Origin of the sequence: Roseibium sediminis, assembly GCF_008711325.1 — a bacterium.
Taxonomy (GTDB): domain Bacteria; phylum Pseudomonadota; class Alphaproteobacteria; order Rhizobiales; family Stappiaceae; genus Roseibium; species Roseibium sediminis.
The window spans coordinates 1-16,554 of sequence record NZ_VXDB01000024.1; the positions used below are offsets into that span (position 1 = coordinate 1).

A 16,554-nucleotide genomic window follows, 5' to 3' on the forward strand; every position below is an offset into this window, starting at 1 on the left:
GCAGCGGGTGCCCCTTTGGCACGCGAGCCTCAAGATCCACGTAGGAAAACAGCTGAGAAGGCCGAAAATCCGCACCGCGCATCCGCATCTATCCATTGCCAATCACGATGTCATCATCCAACCAGGATTTGAGCGAAAAAACCAGCGGGTTATTCAGCAGCCTGCTAGAGCATTTCCAGGCGAAGTGGATACCGGTTCGCCGTCAGGAAATGCTCCAAATCAATTATTTAGAGCACGTCGAGTGATTCAGTGAATGCGAGACGTGCTCTAGGCGTCGGGTCTGAGAATGGCGGGACTCAAAGCTTTGTTGGATAGCGGCACTTTCGACACAGCCGGTGTGGCCGCTTGGACGCGGCGGCTATAGTACACGCGGTTGCGACCGGAGTTCTTGGCGTCATAAAGTGCACGGTCGGCCTGGCGGAGCGCGTTCGAGAGCGTGCAGTCCCCTGCCATATCGTGGTGGTATCCCGCACTCAGCGTTGCCTGTATCCGGGCAGTTTCCAGACGTTCGACCTCGGCGGGAAACCGCTCCCGAATTGTTTCTGTGAACGCCCATGCGTCCTTCACGGTGCAGCCCGGCAGGAAGATTGCAAATTCTTCTCCCCCCATCCGGCCAATGATAGCGCCTCTTGGAGCATGAGCACGCAGGGTGTTTGCCGCGATCTGGAGAACGCGGTCGCCGGTTGCATGGCCGTGTATGTCATTGACTGTCTTGAAGTGATCAAGATCTACCATGATGACCGCAAACCCGGTTCCGTTGTTTTTTTGCAGCCAGCCTTCATTCTGCTCCATGAACGAGCGCCGGTTGGCGAGGCCGGTCAGGGGGTCCGTATGGGCGAGCTGCTGGTACCGATGCTTCTCTCGCTCCATGACCATCGCGAAAACCAGCACCACAGTCGCCAGCAGCGTAACCGCCATGGCTGCAAGGTATCCCCCGGCAGAATTCAGCCCGACATAGGGCTGCAGAGCCAGTATCTGCGGAGCGAGTGCCGTAACCACCACATAGGAGTGGATCAGGGCTGCTGCGAATATGTTGACGGCAAGCCAGTTACCGGTCCGCAGTCTGTCATCGTTGCACGCAAAGGACACAATTGATGTTGCGATCCAGATCAGCGTCAGGGAAGTGTGAATGTAAACCAAAACACCGGTGTAGTTGGTCGTGACAGGCGTCGTCAGGCAAAGCGCAACCCAGACCAGTCCGGGAACTGCAGAAAACTGCCAGTAGGACTTACGCCCCCAGAAGACCGAAAGGGCAACCCGGCGCAGATCTGCACCAAGGAGCAGGATGGCGTTTCCGAGGATCATGCTGAGCCAGATCGGAGCGATCCCACGAAGCGCCAGAGCAAAAAGCGCGGTTCCGACGAGAACGTGGGATATGGCCCAGATGAGAACACTTCTTTTGCTTCGGGGGTCGATTGATCCTCTGGCCGAGCACAGGAAGAGAAACAAAAAGAGTGCGCCGATAAGCTCGATGGCTATGGCAATGATAAGCAACGTAACAACATCGAGTGTCATCGCGGCTCGGTGCCTCTCCTTTGATCTTTCACTTGCGGAACTGCGTAGCTGAGCGACGCTTCATGCTAAAGGTCTTTGGCCAAGTGAACGACCTTGTTGTTTTGGAGGTTCAGTGCAGTTCAATCATTGCGTGTGAAACCTCGTCAATTCACGCAATGTTAACCATTCCAGTTGTGATGGGAACGTAATCTCTGGATATTTCCGTTAAATGCACAGAAAACACGAAACCAGACGGCGGGAGGAAGCCGTCTGGTTCGGTGTTTTGAACGACGCATCCGGAGGAGGAGTGGATGCGTAACCAAGGTCAATTGCGTGCAATGATCTCGCGTTCATGCCGGTGAATGACCGGGCATCCTTCGCGGTGCTTGCCAATCTCGCGCTTGACCAGAAAACGCGGACGTCGTCCGGTGAGCATGGCGAGCTTGCGACGCGGTGTCGGTGTTGCGGCTGGTCGAGCGCTGTAGGCCTCGATTGGCTTGATGTCGCCATTGATATCGCAGACGAGCATCGGCAGAGCCAGCAGCTTTGACCACTCGGGCCAGAGCGTGGAAAACGCCTCCGGCTGTACGGTTTCAGCCAGAACAAGCGAAATCGCCGGATCCTTATGTTTCAGCGTCAGGGACGCAAGGACCGTTCCGGGAACGTCGCCGGGAAGAACGGTGACAACAATTCCCTCGAACATGTGAACGGGGACAACAAGTGTCAGCGGCAGCCCATTTGCCCTACGCTTGATGATTACGGTATCCCGGTCCAGATATATTTGCGCGGGCTGATCGCAACCCTGCATCTGTTGGGTGAAGTTGTGAGGCATGGAGCCGGGATCAAGAAAAATCCTGTATCCCGGTTCCAAACCTGTGGCTTCACTGTGAGCTGTTTGACGTCTCAATTTGCCTCTCCGTCGGACCTATTTGTTTTTTTCATCGGTCGTTGGACGAATACATGAATAGATCACGGGGAGTGCTTATTCGCTTAAGAAGCAGGGTTAAAAAAGTATAATCCTTAACACGGTTACTGGTTTCTCACCTGCCCCTTCACACCTTGTTAACCTGTTCACAGGTGGGCACATCGGGAGAACTGTGTTTGACGAGTTGCCGCGCGCTGCGCATCGTCCTAAACAACTTGAGTACAAAAACGCCTGAGTCCCTTCGGCCAACCGCAGGAAAACCATGTCTGACCTGATTGACCAGAACGCCCTTGCAGCAAAGGCTGCCCAACTGGTTGAAGCGGCCCGCAAGGCGGGCGCCGACGCCTGTGACGCTATCGCCCTGACTGGCACCTCCATGACGGTCGAGGTGCGCGATGGCAAGGTCGAGGAGACAGACAGGGCAGAAGGGGATGATGTCACGCTGCGGGTCTTGGTTGGCAAGCGAACAGCGGCGGTTTCCTCCAATTCGTTCAGCGACCCGGCGGCTCTGGCCGAACGCGCTGTCGCAATGGCGAAGGTTGCGCCCGAAGACCCTTATTCAAGTCTGGCTGATGAAGACCGCTTGCTGAAAACAATTCCGGAGCTGGAACTGCTGGACAAAACTGAAGTCTCGGCATTGCAGCTCACCGAATGGGCACGCGAAGCCGAGGCGGCAGGGCTGGAAGTGTCCGGTGTTTCCAAGTCCGGTGGGGCGAGCGCCTCATGGCGCCTGTCTGGCGCGGTACTGGCGACGAGCCACGGCTTTTCAGGTGCCTATGTCTCCTCCCGCCATGGCTTGTCCATGACCGCTGTTGCCGGTGAGGGCACGGGCATGGAGCGGGACTATGATTACGACTACCGGACTTTCCTGGAAGACATGGAAAATCCGGCAGTCATAGGCCAGCGCGCAGGAGAGAGGGCCGTCCGCAGGCTGAGCCCGAAAAAGCTCAAGACCGGCAAGGTCAACGTCATCTATGAATCGCGGGCCGCCAAAAGCCTCGTCGGTCACTTCGCCAGGGCCATCAATGGCTCCTCCGTGGCCCGCAAGACAAGCTTCCTGAAAGACAAGATGGGCAAGCCGATCTTTGCCCCCGGCATCCGCATCACCGATGATCCCCACAAGCGCAGGGGGGCAGCAACGCGCCCCTTCGACGGCGAGGGGACGGGAGCAGACCTGCTGCACATGATCGACGATGGTGTGCTTCAACACTGGTTTCTTGATACGGCAACCGCCCGTGAACTGGGCCTTGCTCCCAATGGTCGGGCGCACAGGAGCGGAGCAGGAACCTCTCCGGGCGCAACCAACCTGACACTTGAGCCGGGCAGCAAGAGTGTCGAGGAAATGATGGCCGAGACCGGATCGGGTCTTCTGGTGACCGATCTGATCGGACACGGTGTCAATGCAGTGACCGGTGATTATTCGCGCGGGGCGTCCGGGTTCTGGTATGAAAACGGCCAGATCGTGCATCCGGTCGCCGAGATCACCATTGCTGGCAACCTGATCGACATGTTTGCCCGCATGGTTCCCGCCAGCGATCTCGATGCCCGTTATTCCGTGGCAGCACCGTCCATCTTGATCGAAGGGATGGCCCTTGCAGGTGAATGATCCCGGTCGTGCCGCAGCTGGGAATGCTGCTGATCTTGAAATTCTGAAAGAGGCGGCGCTGGAGGCGGGCGAACTGGCGCTGACTTATTTTGGCAAGGATCCCGAGACCTGGTTGAAGGGCGGGAAGTCCCCGGTGTCGGAAGCCGATATCGCCGTGGACAAGTTCCTGGCGTCCGAGTTGCGCGGCAATCGCCCGGACTACGGCTGGCTGTCGGAGGAAACAACCGACAATCCAGACCGTCTGGACCGGTCCCGCACCTTCATCGTTGATCCGATCGACGGGACCCGTGCATTTCTTGCCGGTGGTGATGAATGGACCGTCGCGCTTGCCGTTGTGGAAGAGGGACGGCCGGTTGCCGGTGTGGTCTACGCACCGGTTCGCAAGGAGCTCTATTTCGCCCAAAGCGGGCACGGCGCGTTTCTGGACAAGGCTGCAATCTCGGTGTCTTCGGTCACGATGGTGTCAAACGCGACGCTGAGCGGCCCACCTTCTGTTGTCGACAACAAGGGACTTGGCGAGCATGGCATAATTGCCAGACCCTATATCAGATCGCTGGCCTACAGGATGGCCTTGGTGGCCAACGGGCAGGTGGATATCGGCGTTGCCCGGGCCGGCCCCAGTGATTGGGATCTTGCAGCCGCAGACCTTTTGGTGCAGGAAGCGGGCGGACAACTTACGGACCTGATCGGTGAACCGCTGCTGTACAACAAGGCGCGCACCCGCCATCCGGCCCTTATTGCAACCTCTCGAGCGTTGCAGGAACCGGCGCGGGAAGCCCTTGGCGACCTGCTCCGCTGATCTCTGACTGACGAATTCTGAAAGGGCCTCACATGAGCGGCACCGAACAATCCAAGCAGCTTCTTCACCTTGTTTTCGGCGGTGAGCTGGAGTCTCCGGAAGGCCTGACCTTCCGCGATCTCGACGAGCTGGACATTGTCGGCATCTATCCGAATTACGCCGAAGCGTATACTGCATGGAAGTCCAAGGCGCAGTCGACAGTCGACAACGCCCACATGCGCTATTTCATCGTGCACATGCATCGCCTTCTGGACCCGGAAACGGCGTGATGATCGCCGCTAGGTTTGAGCAGGTGATCTGAACAACATGTTGAAGAAGCTTGGCCGCCATCCCCGTCTGCTCCATGCCGTTGGTGTGATCATGGCGGAGTATCTCAGGTTCGTGTACCGCACGAACCGGTTTACCGTCGCGCCGGACGGCATTCTTGACACGGTGGAGGATGATATTCCCTATGTCGTGGCCATGTGGCACGGGCAGCATTTCATGATGCCGTTCACCCGCCCGCAGCATGTTCCGGTCAGCGTTATGATTTCCCGCTCCGCGGACGGTGAAATCAACGCAGTTGCCGCCAAGCGTCTGGGCATTGGCCTTATCCGGGCTTCCGGCAGCCAGAAGGCACATCAGATCCAGAAGCGCGGCGGGCTGCGCGGCTTCATCGAGTGCCTTCGCACCCTGAAGGAAGGCACAAGCGTGGCCTTGACCGCTGACGTTCCCAAAGGGCCAGCGCGCGTGTCGGGCATGGGGATTGTGCAGATTGCAAAGCATTCGGGTCGACCGATCATGCCGGTCGCGATCTGCACCAGCCGCAGCATCGAACTGAACAGCTGGGACAAGGCGAGCATCAATCTTCCCTTTGGCAAGGGCGCAATCGTTTACGGCGAACCGATCCATGTGAAGGACGGGGCAACCGACGAGGAACTGGAAGAGGCGCGCCTTGCTGTCGAAAACGGTCTGAACGCGGTCACGCAAAAGGCCTATGAAATGGTTGGCAGGCCGAATGGCTGAAAACCGCCCCCTTCCGGTTACCTTGTATGTGGCGGCAGCTCGTGCTGCCGAGCCCCTTTACCGGATGCTGCACAAGCGCCGCGTCCACAAGGGCAAGGATGATCCGGAACGAGGTGCAGAGCGGTTCGGAGTTGCCGGCAGGCCAAGGCCGGGCGGCCAACTTGTTTGGCTGCATGCCGCCAGCGTTGGCGAAACCAATTCCATCCTCCCCCTGGTGCGGTCGCTGTCGGATCAGGGAACCACGGTGCTTTTGACCACCGTCACGCGAACGTCGGCTGAGATCGCAGAAAAGCAGCTGCCAGAGAGCGCGATCCATCAATATGCGCCGTTTGACAGCCCGCGCTTCATTTCCGCTTTCCTTGACCACTGGCAGCCGACACTTGCGCTTTTCGTGGAATCCGAGATCTGGCCGGCAACGCTGTCTGCGCTGAGGGACAGAGGTTGCCCGGTGCTGCTGGTAAATGGCCGGATGTCTGCCCGCTCTCACAAGGGCTGGTCGCGGGCTGCAAGATCGGCTCGCGATATTTTCGGAACCTTCGATCTTGCGTTCGCGCAATCGGAGCAAGACGGCAAACGTCTGGCGGAACTCGGCTGCACCCGTGTCGAATGTCCCGGCAATTTGAAATTCGATTCCCAGGTGCCCGACCCCGGCACGGCGGACCTTGCGACGCTGCGTGCTGCCATTGGAGAGCGGATTGTTTGGCTGGCAGCCTTGACCCATCCGGGGGAAGACGAGGCAGCGCTGGCGGCACACAAGCAGGTTCTAAACCATCATCCGGACGCTCTCTTGTTGCTGGTGCCGCGCCATCCGGACCGGCGAGCTGAAATCCGCGATCTGGCAAACCGCGAGGGGTTTTCCCTGCATGCCCGTTCTGAAGGCGCAATGCCCCATCCTGACTGTCAGGTTTATCTGGGGGATACGCTGGGCGAAATGGGGCTGTTCTATTCGCTCGCCAATGTCGCGTTTTTGGGCGGATCAGTGACCGATCGTGGCGGCCATAATCCGCTGGAAGCCATTCAGTTCGAGACGGCGCTCGTGACCGGACCTCACGTGGCCAACGCGCGAAACGTCTATCGCGATATGTGGAGCGCCAAGGCAGCCCGCCGGATCGAAGAGGCAGGCGAGCTTGGACGTGAAATCATTTTTCTGCTTGAAAACACAGCCGAAAGAACGGCACAAATATCCCGTGCTAAAACGATTATTGAAAATGGCCGGGGTGCCTTGGGCCGGGTGATGGCCCATATCGAAACCTATTTGAAGTCCGCCGGAGACAAGGCCTGACGCTGATTTTGACAGGTATCCGGGTTGGGTAAGCCATAGGGGACGGGCGGAACTGTTCGAAGACAGAGCCGCGCAACGGTATAAGATCCAACAAGGCCTTTGAGGGGTAGACGTTCAGTGAAAGCTCCTGACTTCTGGTGGTCCAGATCCCGGACGCTGTCCGCGCTCCTGCTTGCCCCTGTCTCATGGATTTATGGTTGGGTTTCCGGGCGGCGCATGCACGCCAAGCCTCTAGGCGAATGTGCTGTTCCTGTTGTTTGCGTTGGAAACTTCGTTGTTGGCGGAACGGGCAAGACACCGTTTTCCCTGATGCTGGCGGAAATCCTGAAGAATCAGGGTTTCAAACCGGGTTTCCTGCTGCGTGGATATGGTGGCTCTGAAATCGGCCCGCTTGTCGTGGACCCGGCCACACATTCCGCAGCCGAGGTTGGTGACGAAGCGCTGATGCTGGCCAAGGTGGGGCCAACCGTCATTTCCAGCGACCGCGTCTATGGCGGACAACTGGCCGAAAAGCAGAATATCGATGTGCTGCTGATGGATGACGGGTTCCAGAACCCGACCCTCCACAAGGATCTTTGTTTTGTGCTGGTTGACGCAGCCACCGGGACAGGCAACGGCATGTGTTTGCCGTCTGGCCCGCTGCGCGCTCCCTTGGCAAAACAGATTGTCTCGACCGATGTGCTTGTTGTCGTGGGCGAGGGATCCAGGGCCGAAGAGGCCGTGAAGCTTGCCTCTCGAAAAGGCATCCCGATCATCTATGCCCGCCTTGAAGCAGGATACTGTGAAGAGCTTCGGGATGTCAGCTTGCTGGCCTTTGCCGGCATCGGACGCCCCGAGAAGTTCTTCGACACCTTGAGGGCGCTGGAGCTTGATGTTGCCGAGACACGGAGTTTTGCGGACCATCACGCATTTACCGAAGCCGAGGCGCAGTCGCTGCTCAAGGATGCTGAAAGCAGACATCTGCAACTGGTGACGACCGAAAAGGACATGGTCCGGATCGAAACCGCACAACCGGAAATCTTCAGGTGGCTGGAAGTCAGAAGCGAAGTCTTGCCGGTGCAGATGCGGGTTCCGGATGCGCTGCGCCTGTCACATATCGTGCAGGAGCGGGTGAAAAAGCGGCGTTTTCAGCTCGGAATATAGGCCGCGGCCGGATTATCTCAGCGGCTCACGGTTTCCTGAAAGCGCTTCAACGAGGCTGCCGCGTCCACATAAGGCTCCTGCAATTCAACCGACCAGTATTTCAGCTCGTCGAGAGGGATCGTGGTGCCAGTTACGGCGCAGCGGACGAACGTGCCCGGTGATTCGACCTGATAGTCGCCGTCCAGATATCTGATGCGCGCTTCGGTTGGCATGCCTGATTTTTCAAAGCGGTTCATGGACCCGCTGCCCCTTGATTGTGGATCGGCCCCTTTTAAGCGAGCTTGTCCGCAAGAGCAACATTAGGGCACCGCCAATAACGCAGCTCTTGCCTTACCATCGCAGCGATGCGGCGGTAATTGCTTCACAAATCTGCGTACGGCCCGATGGTTTTGGGTGATTTGGGCGGCAAATGCCCTATTGTTGGGAACAAGGTTCGAATCTGCGGGTTTCGCCCTGTCTGACGCTGCCAGCCCAAATGGCCAAGACACATCGCTCAGGCAACCAGCAAGTGGCCCGCGACCAGCATGCGAGGATGATCCATGTCCGATATTAGCACCGATCTCATCGAAGCCTCCGGTCTTGGACTGGAAAAAGCCCGACAGATCACCCGTCAGGCTCTCGACGGCGCAGACGATGGCGAATTGTTTGTGGAGTATAAGCAGACAGAGGGGCTGGTTTTCGACAACGGGCGCCTCAAGGCCGCCAATTACGATACCTCGCAGGGCTTCGGTCTGCGCGCGGTTGCCGGTGAGGCTGCGGGATACGCGCATGCCGGCGATATCTCCGAAGCCGCACTGAAGCGCGCCGCAGATGCCGTGTCTGCCGTAAAATCGGGCCATTCCGGCACTTATGCCGCTGCCCCCTCACGCACCAACCAGTCCCTGTATTCCGACATCAATCCCATTGGCAGCCCGACCTTCGAGGAGAAGGTTCGTCTTCTGCAGGAGATCGATGCCTATGCCCGCCAGAAGGATCCGCGTGTTCGTCAGGTAACGGCATCTCTTGCCGGACAGTGGCAGGTGGTCGACATCCTGCGCGCCGACGGGCACCGCGTTCGCGACGTGCGCCCGATGGTCCGGTTGAGCATTTCGGTGGTTGCGGGCAATGACGATCGTCAGGAGAGCGGCTCCTATGGCTGCGGCGGTCGGGAAGCGTTTGGCCGGTTCATCGATACCGCCAACTGGCAGGCCGGGGTGGACGAAGCCCTGCGTCAGGCCTTGGTCAATCTGGAAGCTGTTCCGGCGCCCGCTGGCACGTTTGACGTGGTTCTGGGGCCGGGCTGGCCGGGCATTTTGTTGCACGAAGCTGTCGGACACGGGCTTGAAGGCGACTTCAACCGCAAGAAGACGTCCGCCTTTGCCGGGCTGATGGGCCAGCGGGTTGCAGCGCCCGGCGTGACGATTGTCGATGATGGCACGATCCCGGATCGGCGCGGGTCCATTTCCGTTGATGACGAGGGAACACCTTCATCACGAACCGTTCTGATCGAGGACGGTATCCTCAGGGGCTACATGCAGGATCGACAGAACGCTCGCCTCATGGGCATGGAGCCGACCGGCAACGGTCGTCGCCAGTCTTATGCGCATATTCCCATGCCGCGCATGACCAACACTGTCATGATGAACGGTGACAAGGATCCGAAGGAGATCCTGGAATCTGTGAAAGACGGCATTTACGCCGTATCCTTTGGTGGCGGTCAGGTTGACATCACCTCCGGCAAGTTCGTTTTCTCCTGTACCGAAGCTTACCGCGTCGAGAACGGCAAGGTCGGGGCACCCGTGAAGGGGGCCATGCTGATCGGCAACGGTCCGGATGCCCTGACCCGTGTCTCGATGATCGGCAACGACATGCAGCTTGATCCGGGACTTGGAACCTGCGGCAAACAGGGCCAAGGCGTGCCGGTTGGCGTCGGCCAGCCCTCCATGCGCATCAATGCACTGACAGTTGGTGGAACGGCGGTCTAGGAAGGAAATGACAGAAGAACACCGTGAAATCAGGTTCGTCATCTTCGATCTGGACGATGTCCTTTACGATTTTGACCACCCTCTGCGACTGAGACTGCTTCATGAGCTGACAGGCCGCCCGGCCGCCGATATTGACCGCGACGTGTGGGGTGGGCCGGAAGAAGATCTTGCCGAAACCGGGGTTCCGGCAACTGCCGAGGGGTATTTGCAGCAGTTTGGCGACTTGCTGAAATATCCCATCGACTATGAAACCTGGGTGGATATCCGCACCAGAATGCTGCGCCCGCGTCCGCAGGTTCTGGACATGGTGCGCCAGCTGAAAACGCAGGCAGACATCGCGCTCCTGACCAACAACGGCATGCTGTTGAAGAAGGCCTTGCCTGTCTGCTCGCCGGAAGCGGTGGAGCTCTTTGGTGAAAAATCCCACGTTTCGGCGGATTTTGGAGCCAGAAAGCCCGATCCTGTGGTCTATCAGCGCATCTGTGACCATTATGGCTACGCACCGTCACAGTGCTTCTTCGTTGACGACAAGCCGGAAAATATTGAAGGCGCGGAACAGGCCGGGTTGAAGGCGCATCTTTTCGTCGATGCCGATGGGCTGTTGCGCTCGCTCAAGGCACTCGGGTTCAAAATGACTGATATTCAATCAGAAAGTGCGGTCGCATAGACAGCACGTTTTTGGTCAGCCCCGGGATTGTGGGCAGGACCGTCCTCTAGTTTCGGAAAAATCATGGCTTCAGAGAATGCCCCTCCGTTTTTTGCAGAATCCATCGTGTTTCTGGCCGCAACCGTGGTGGCCGTGCCGATTGCAAAACGTCTGGGTCTCGGATCGGTCGTGGGGTATCTGGCCGCTGGTGCAGCCATCGGTCCGTTTGGCCTCGGTTTTCTGGGATCGGGAGAAGACGTTCTCAAGATTGCGGAGCTCGGCGTCGTCCTGCTGCTTTTCGTGATCGGACTGGAGCTTGACCCGGCAAAGCTCTGGCGCATGAAGCGCGATATCTTCGGACTGGGAACCGCTCAGGTGATCCTGACCGGGATCAGTCTCTTCAGCATCGCGGCCTATTCGGGCATGGGAATGAGCGCGGCGGTGGTCGCCGGGTTCGGACTTGCCCTGTCGTCGACGGCCTTCGCGTTGCAGATCCTGCAGGAACGCGGTCAGCTTTCCTCCGCCTATGGCCAGCGTGCGTTCGGCATTCTTCTTCTACAGGACATCGCCATCGTTCCGCTTTTGGCGATGGTTGCCATCCTCTCCCCGAACAAGGCCAGCAGCTCGGGCGCCGGGGCCTTTATGGAAGTCGGCACGGTTCTGGCCGCCGTGGCAGCGGTTATTGTCACGGGTCGTTACCTGATTTCGCCAGTCTTCTCGCTTCTGGCAATGACCCGTGCCCGCGAGGTCATGTTGTCGGCTGCCCTGCTGGTGGCCCTTGGCAGTGCCGGGATCATGCATGCGGTCGGTCTTTCCATGGCACTGGGCGCGTTTCTTGCCGGGGTGCTTTTGGCAGAATCCAGCTTCCGCCACACGCTGGAAGCCGACATCGAACCCTTCCGGTCCCTTCTGATGGGGCTGTTCTTCGTTGCTGTCGGGATGTCACTCGATTTCAGCGTGCTGGTCGACAATCTCGGCCTGGTCTTTCTTGGCGTTTTGGTGGTCATGCTGGTGAAGGGGTTGTTTCTTTGGGCGGTCTCCCGGGCGACGGGGTCTTCCAACTCCGATGCATTGCGTATCGCGGTGACCCTGCCTCAGGGGGGGGAATTCGCCTTTGTCCTTTTCACCGCAGCTGTCAGCGGCGGTCTGCTGGCCTTTGAAACTGTCAATCTTCTCAACGCCATCGTGATCCTGACAATGCTGTTCACGCCCGTTGCCTGCCTCGGGCTCGACATGATTGCTGCCCGGATCAAGGCGAGCGGGGTCGAAACAACGGCCATCGAGACATTCGATGAAGCAACGCCCACTGTGCTGGTCGTCGGTTTCGGTCGTTTCGGCATGACAGTTGCTGAAACGCTGACTGCAGATGGTCTGGAAATCACGGCGATCGACAATCGCCCGGACCGGATCTCCTATGCTCGCAAGCTCGGGTACAAGGTTTATTACGGCGATGCCACGCGCGCTGACGTACTGATGGCAGCAGGTGGGGGCAAGGCACCGCTGATTGCCCTTTGCATCGAGAATGACCGCGTCATGGAGCGGGCCATCGACATGATTCGGGACGATTTTCCGAACGCAAAACTGTTCTGCCGGGCCACAGACCGGGCTCATGCCCGCTCCCTGAAGCTAAAAGGCGTGGATTACCAGATCCGTGAAACCTTTGAATCCAGCCTTGCCTTCGGCCGTGCTGCGCTTGCAGCGCTGGGCACGCCGACGGATCGGATACAGCAGATCGAGGAAGAAGTGCGCGAGCACGACCGCGAGCGGATGGAAATTGAACTCGCCGCAGAGATTGCCGCCAAGCCTGCCAAATAGGCGCCGCCGTCGCTTGCCCGGGCTGATCGGGAAATAAAAAAGGGGCCAATCGGCCCCTTTTTTAAGTTTATGGCAGGGCCGTGAAGCCTGCTGAAAAGCCTTTCAGAGAGATCGGGATGCCGATCCCTTCTTCCGGTGTCTGGAAAATGATGAAGGTTGCCAGCGATCCTGCCTGGAATTTCGACAGGAGCTCATCTTCCAGAATGACTTCGGCAATGCAGCCGTTGGGCAGGCAGCGCACGAAAGCCGCACGGCCGATGTCGGCATTGTCCACCTTCAGCCCGAGACCGGACGGCAACAGCACGCCCAAGGGAGCAAGAACACGAAGGATCTTGGCCTGCTTGTCAGCCGTCTTGAGCACGATGACTGAAAGCCCGACATTGTCGCGATCCTCGGCGGTCACGTTCTGGATCAGCGCACATTGCTCGCCGCCGGCACCTGGAGGTGTGTCGCAGCGCAGCTGCCAGTCGCCATGAGTCGACTTGATTTCACCCTGGGCCAAAGCGTTGCTGTTGGAAGCAGCCACAATGCCCATCGTGAGAAGGGCGGCACAAGCCACGCGCATCACCTGATCTTTCAGGCAGAATGGGGACCACCGCGACAAGTCTGGACGAGGAAGGTTCGTGAAGGTCAGCAAGGGTTCCTCCGGGAGGCTTCGGTATTTCACGCGGAACGAACGAGAGGGTCGCCTTGCGCGAATCAGGTCAAATTTCATTTCAGGACATTGCAACATGGCTGGGGACGATTCCAGCCCCTTCGAGGCCGACTTTCCCCAGATCTCCATAAGCTTGGTGGATTTACTTAAACTCTGTGTTGTCCTTGATCTTCATCAAATGCATAAGTGACACAGAAGCTCGGCGAAAAAGAGTCATAATCGTTGCGAATGGGCGCTTCTTGTGGTTTTTGTGCGCCTGAAACATGTCCGGTCAGGAGATGCGGCACTTCGCCGCTCAGACTAACGGCTCCGTCGCCATATATGCGCGTTTATGATTACACTTGCGCGCGAGTGGCCAAACAAGTCGACTGGACGTGCGAATTCGGACGTCTGAACAAGATGTCGACCGAAGGTTTTTTGATCATTGAAGCCCGTCAGGGGTTTCGACAACTTGCATGCGAAGGCCGCACGATTGGGTGCGGTTGAGGGAAGGGAGCGCAGACGTGAAGGCAGTCTTCAAGCGTCTCATGAGCTGGATCGCAATGGCGATCGCATTTGCCGGAGTAGCCCCTGCGGCGCTTGCGGCTGAAAACGGGATGTCACCTTGGCAGCTCGGTTTGCAAAGATCCGTATCAGATGTGATGGACTACATCATCTGGTTCGAACAATTCACCTTGGCCATCATCGTGGTCGTCGTTCTGTTCGTTCTGGCGCTGCTGATCTATGTGATGGTTCGCTTCAATGCGAAGTCCAATCCGGTTCCGTCCAAGACATCGCACAACACGGCGATTGAAATTGTCTGGACCATTGCGCCGATCCTGATTCTGGTCGTCATCGCCGTACCGTCCTTCCGCCTGCTGAACAAGCAGCTGGAAATTCCGGAATACGAAATGACCATCAAGGCGACCGGTTACCAGTGGTACTGGGGCTATGAGTATACCGATGAGAACATGAACGGCTTGTCCTTCGACGCCATCATGGTTGGCAATTCGCTTGATCTGGAAGAAGACAGGATTGCCCGCCAGGAAGTGGCTGACGAACGAGGCGTTTCCCTCAACGAGGTTCCGCGCCTTCTTGCGAACGACTATGACCTCGTTGTCCCGGTCGACACCGTTGTTCGACTTCAGATTGCTGCTGCTGACGTGATTCACGCGTTTGCGATGCCGTCCATGGGCGTGAAGATTGATGCGATACCGGGGCGTTTGAACGAAACGTGGTTCAAGGCTCGTGAAACCGGCGTTTTCTACGGTCAGTGCTCGGAGCTTTGCGGCAAGGACCATGCATTTATGCCGATCTCGATGCGTGTAGTTACCAAGGAGCAATTCGCTCAGTGGTCTGAAGCCGCTCAGGACGACATCGATGTTGCCAACGAGCAGCTCTGGGCTGCAGTTGCTTCCGAAAAGAAGGCTGCGTCTGCAGCTTCCGACGCAATCTCTGTCGCCGCAAAGTAATTTCGGCGTTTCGTAATCGGGCGAGGGGCGCCAGTTCGGGCGCCCGCCCTTCAAAGGCTTAGTAGAGGGAGCACACAATGGCTGCTACCGACGTGCACGGTGCACATGACCATCCGACAGGATGGAAGCGGTGGGTCTATTCGACCAACCACAAGGATATCGGACTTCTCTACCTGTATTTCGCGATCTTCGCGGGTATCATAGGTGGTGCGCTCAGCGTCGGGATGCGTCTCGAACTGCAAGAGCCGGGCATGCAGATTTTCTCCAATCCGCATACCTTCAACGTGTTCACCACGGCACACGGCCTGATCATGGTCTTCTTCATGGTCATGCCGGCTGTTATCGGTGGTTTCGCCAACTACTTCGTGCCGATCATGATCGGTGCGCCGGACATGGCGTTCCCGCGGATGAACAACATCTCGTTCTGGCTTCTGCCGCCCGCATTCCTGCTGCTGCTCCTGTCCCTCTTCGTTGAAGGACCTCCGGGTGCATACGGCGTTGGTGGTGGCTGGACGGTCTATCCGCCGCTGTCGACCTCCGGGCAGCCTGGCCCGGCAATGGATCTGGCGATCCTGTCCCTGCACATTGCAGGTGCCTCGTCGATCCTGGGTGCGATCAACTTCATCACGACCATCTTCAACATGCGTGCGCCGGGCATGACCCTGCACAAGATGCCGCTGTTCGCATGGTCCGTGCTGGTAACCGCATTCCTGCTGCTTCTGTCCCTGCCGGTTCTGGCTGGTGCGATCACCATGCTTCTGACCGACCGTAACTTCGGCACGACCTTCTTCGATGCCGCAGGCGGTGGCGACCCGATCCTGTTCCAGCACCTGTTCTGGTTCTTCGGTCACCCGGAAGTGTACATCATGATCCTGCCGGGCTTCGGCATCATCAGCCACATCGTCTCGACCTTCTGCCGCAAGCCGATCTTCGGCTACCTCGGCATGGCTTACGCCATGGTCGCCATCGGTGTTGTCGGCTTCATCGTGTGGGCACACCACATGTATACGGTCGGCATGTCAGCTGAAACGCAGGCCTACTTCGTAGCCGCGACGATGGTGATTGCAGTTCCGACCGGCGTTAAGATCTTCTCGTGGATCGCCACCATGTGGGGCGGCTCCATGGAGTTCAAGACACCGATGGTCTGGGCAATCGGCTTCATCTTCCTGTTCACCGTTGGTGGTGTGACAGGCGTGCAGCTTGCCAATGCCGGTCTCGACCGCGCGTTCCACGACACCTACTACGTTGTGGCTCACTTCCACTACGTTCTGTCGCTCGGTGCCGTGTTCGCGATCTTCGCAGGCTGGTACTACTGGTTCCCGAAGATGTTCGGCTACATGTACAACGACACGATCGGCAAGATCCATTTCTGGGTCACCTTCGTTGGCGTGAACCTCGTCTTCTTCCCGCAGCACTTCCTCGGCCTGAACGGCATGCCGCGCCGCTATGCCGACTACCCGGATGCGCTTGCAGGCTGGAACGCGATTTCCTCCTACGGTTCCTACATCTCCGCCTTTGCGGTCTTCATCTTCCTTTACGGAGTGTTTGAAGCTTTCGCCAAGAAGCGTGTTGCAGGCAACAACCCGTGGGGCGAAGGGGCAACGACCCTGGAGTGGACCTTGACCTCTCCTCCGCCGTTCCACCAGTTCGAAACCCTGCCGCGCATCAAGTAAGATCCGGCATGGGGTGGCTCGGGGGTCCCACGGCCACCGGCTAGAAAAAACAGACCGCGCCTGCCTCGGGCGCGGTCTGGCCAACTCAGAACGAAA

General features: G+C 58.2%; 16 protein-coding genes. 12 read left to right on the top strand and 4 right to left on the bottom strand.

Annotated elements, in window-relative coordinates:
- On the top strand, nt 1–253 hold a 253-nt coding region (locus F0155_RS23665), incomplete at its 5' end, for a hypothetical protein (RefSeq protein WP_204934538.1).
- 14 nt (nt 254–267) lie between these two features.
- Here the strand turns inward: F0155_RS23665 and F0155_RS19085 are convergent.
- The gene (locus tag F0155_RS19085; protein WP_150526159.1) at nt 268–1,515 is read right to left on the bottom strand and encodes a GGDEF domain-containing protein; all 1,248 of its coding nucleotides are present in this window, start codon (nt 1,513–1,515) and stop codon (nt 268–270) included.
- Nucleotides 1,516–1,819: 304 nt separating this feature from the next.
- Complete coding sequence (locus F0155_RS19090; RefSeq protein WP_204934540.1) at nt 1,820–2,401, bottom strand: DUF6101 family protein; 582 nt, start codon at nt 2,399–2,401, stop codon at nt 1,820–1,822.
- Between the two features lie 280 nt (nt 2,402–2,681).
- Here F0155_RS19090 and F0155_RS19095 point away from each other — a divergent pair, with 280 nt between their 5' ends.
- The 6 genes from F0155_RS19095 (at nt 2,682) to lpxK (ending at nt 8,254) form a co-directional block, all read left to right on the top strand.
- Complete coding sequence (locus F0155_RS19095) at nt 2,682–4,025, top strand: TldD/PmbA family protein (RefSeq protein WP_150526160.1); 1,344 nt, start codon at nt 2,682–2,684, stop codon at nt 4,023–4,025.
- Nucleotides 4,012–4,824, top strand: a complete 813-nt coding sequence (locus tag F0155_RS19100; protein ID WP_192913847.1) for a 3'(2'),5'-bisphosphate nucleotidase CysQ — start codon at nt 4,012–4,014, stop codon at nt 4,822–4,824. The genes F0155_RS19095 and F0155_RS19100 overlap by 14 nt, the downstream gene beginning before the upstream one ends.
- A gap of 32 nt (nt 4,825–4,856) precedes the next feature.
- Entirely contained in the window at nt 4,857–5,093 is a 237-nt protein-coding gene (locus F0155_RS19105; RefSeq protein WP_150526161.1) for a DUF4170 domain-containing protein, read from the top strand.
- A gap of 37 nt (nt 5,094–5,130) precedes the next feature.
- Nucleotides 5,131–5,829: a lysophospholipid acyltransferase family protein gene (locus F0155_RS19110; RefSeq protein WP_150526162.1), complete on the top strand. Its 699-nt coding sequence runs from the start codon at nt 5,131–5,133 to the stop codon at nt 5,827–5,829.
- Nucleotides 5,822–7,111, top strand: a complete 1,290-nt coding sequence (locus tag F0155_RS19115; protein ID WP_150526163.1) for a 3-deoxy-D-manno-octulosonic acid transferase — start codon at nt 5,822–5,824, stop codon at nt 7,109–7,111. Before F0155_RS19110 ends, F0155_RS19115 begins: the two co-directional genes overlap by 8 nt.
- Before the next feature lie 117 nt (nt 7,112–7,228).
- Nucleotides 7,229–8,254, top strand: coding sequence for a tetraacyldisaccharide 4'-kinase (gene lpxK, locus F0155_RS19120; RefSeq protein WP_150526164.1), 1,026 nt, complete (start codon nt 7,229–7,231; stop codon nt 8,252–8,254).
- 17 nt (nt 8,255–8,271) lie between these two features.
- Here lpxK and F0155_RS19125 read toward each other — a convergent pair whose 3' ends face one another.
- Nucleotides 8,272–8,490 (bottom strand): DUF2093 domain-containing protein, encoded by a 219-nt coding sequence (locus F0155_RS19125; RefSeq protein ID WP_150526165.1) that lies wholly within the window; start codon nt 8,488–8,490, stop codon nt 8,272–8,274.
- A gap of 303 nt (nt 8,491–8,793) precedes the next feature.
- Between F0155_RS19125 and tldD the strand changes: the two genes are divergently transcribed.
- From tldD to F0155_RS19140, 3 genes are all read left to right on the top strand, one after another.
- Nucleotides 8,794–10,218 carry a metalloprotease TldD gene (gene tldD, locus F0155_RS19130; protein ID WP_150526166.1) on the top strand — a complete coding sequence of 475 codons (1,425 nt, stop codon included), beginning with the start codon at nt 8,794–8,796 and terminating at the stop codon, nt 10,216–10,218.
- A 7-nt stretch (nt 10,219–10,225) separates the two neighbouring features.
- Complete coding sequence (locus tag F0155_RS19135; RefSeq protein ID WP_150526167.1) at nt 10,226–10,885, top strand: HAD family hydrolase; 660 nt, start codon at nt 10,226–10,228, stop codon at nt 10,883–10,885.
- 63 nt (nt 10,886–10,948) lie between these two features.
- Entirely contained in the window at nt 10,949–12,679 is a 1,731-nt protein-coding gene (locus tag F0155_RS19140) for a monovalent cation:proton antiporter-2 (CPA2) family protein (RefSeq protein ID WP_150526168.1), read from the top strand.
- A 67-nt stretch (nt 12,680–12,746) separates the two neighbouring features.
- Here F0155_RS19140 and F0155_RS19145 read toward each other — a convergent pair whose 3' ends face one another.
- Nucleotides 12,747–13,244: an invasion associated locus B family protein gene (locus F0155_RS19145; protein ID WP_208999378.1), complete on the bottom strand. Its 498-nt coding sequence runs from the start codon at nt 13,242–13,244 to the stop codon at nt 12,747–12,749.
- A 617-nt stretch (nt 13,245–13,861) separates the two neighbouring features.
- Between F0155_RS19145 and coxB the strand changes: the two genes are divergently transcribed.
- Both coxB and ctaD read left to right on the top strand, forming a co-directional pair.
- The gene (coxB, locus tag F0155_RS19150; RefSeq protein ID WP_150526209.1) at nt 13,862–14,785 is read left to right on the top strand and encodes a cytochrome c oxidase subunit II; all 924 of its coding nucleotides are present in this window, start codon (nt 13,862–13,864) and stop codon (nt 14,783–14,785) included.
- A 77-nt stretch (nt 14,786–14,862) separates the two neighbouring features.
- Complete coding sequence (gene ctaD, locus F0155_RS19155) at nt 14,863–16,458, top strand: cytochrome c oxidase subunit I (RefSeq protein WP_150526169.1); 1,596 nt, start codon at nt 14,863–14,865, stop codon at nt 16,456–16,458.
- Nucleotides 16,459–16,554: the final 96 nt, after the last annotated feature.

Coding starts and splice junctions, on each gene's coding strand:
- F0155_RS19085 (WP_150526159.1), bottom strand. CDS start 1,515: ATGACACTCGATGTTGTTACGTTGCTTATCATTGCCATAGCCATCGAG.
- F0155_RS19095 (WP_150526160.1), top strand. CDS start 2,682: ATGTCTGACCTGATTGACCAGAACGCCCTTGCAGCAAAGGCTGCCCAA.
- F0155_RS19105 (WP_150526161.1), top strand. CDS start 4,857: ATGAGCGGCACCGAACAATCCAAGCAGCTTCTTCACCTTGTTTTCGGC.
- F0155_RS19110 (WP_150526162.1), top strand. CDS start 5,131: ATGTTGAAGAAGCTTGGCCGCCATCCCCGTCTGCTCCATGCCGTTGGT.
- F0155_RS19115 (WP_150526163.1), top strand. CDS start 5,822: ATGGCTGAAAACCGCCCCCTTCCGGTTACCTTGTATGTGGCGGCAGCT.
- F0155_RS19125 (WP_150526165.1), bottom strand. CDS start 8,490: ATGAACCGCTTTGAAAAATCAGGCATGCCAACCGAAGCGCGCATCAGA.
- tldD (WP_150526166.1), top strand. CDS start 8,794: ATGTCCGATATTAGCACCGATCTCATCGAAGCCTCCGGTCTTGGACTG.
- F0155_RS19135 (WP_150526167.1), top strand. CDS start 10,226: ATGACAGAAGAACACCGTGAAATCAGGTTCGTCATCTTCGATCTGGAC.
- F0155_RS19140 (WP_150526168.1), top strand. CDS start 10,949: ATGGCTTCAGAGAATGCCCCTCCGTTTTTTGCAGAATCCATCGTGTTT.
- F0155_RS19145 (WP_208999378.1), bottom strand. CDS start 13,244: ATGCGCGTGGCTTGTGCCGCCCTTCTCACGATGGGCATTGTGGCTGCT.
- coxB (WP_150526209.1), top strand. CDS start 13,862: ATGAGCTGGATCGCAATGGCGATCGCATTTGCCGGAGTAGCCCCTGCG.
- ctaD (WP_150526169.1), top strand. CDS start 14,863: ATGGCTGCTACCGACGTGCACGGTGCACATGACCATCCGACAGGATGG.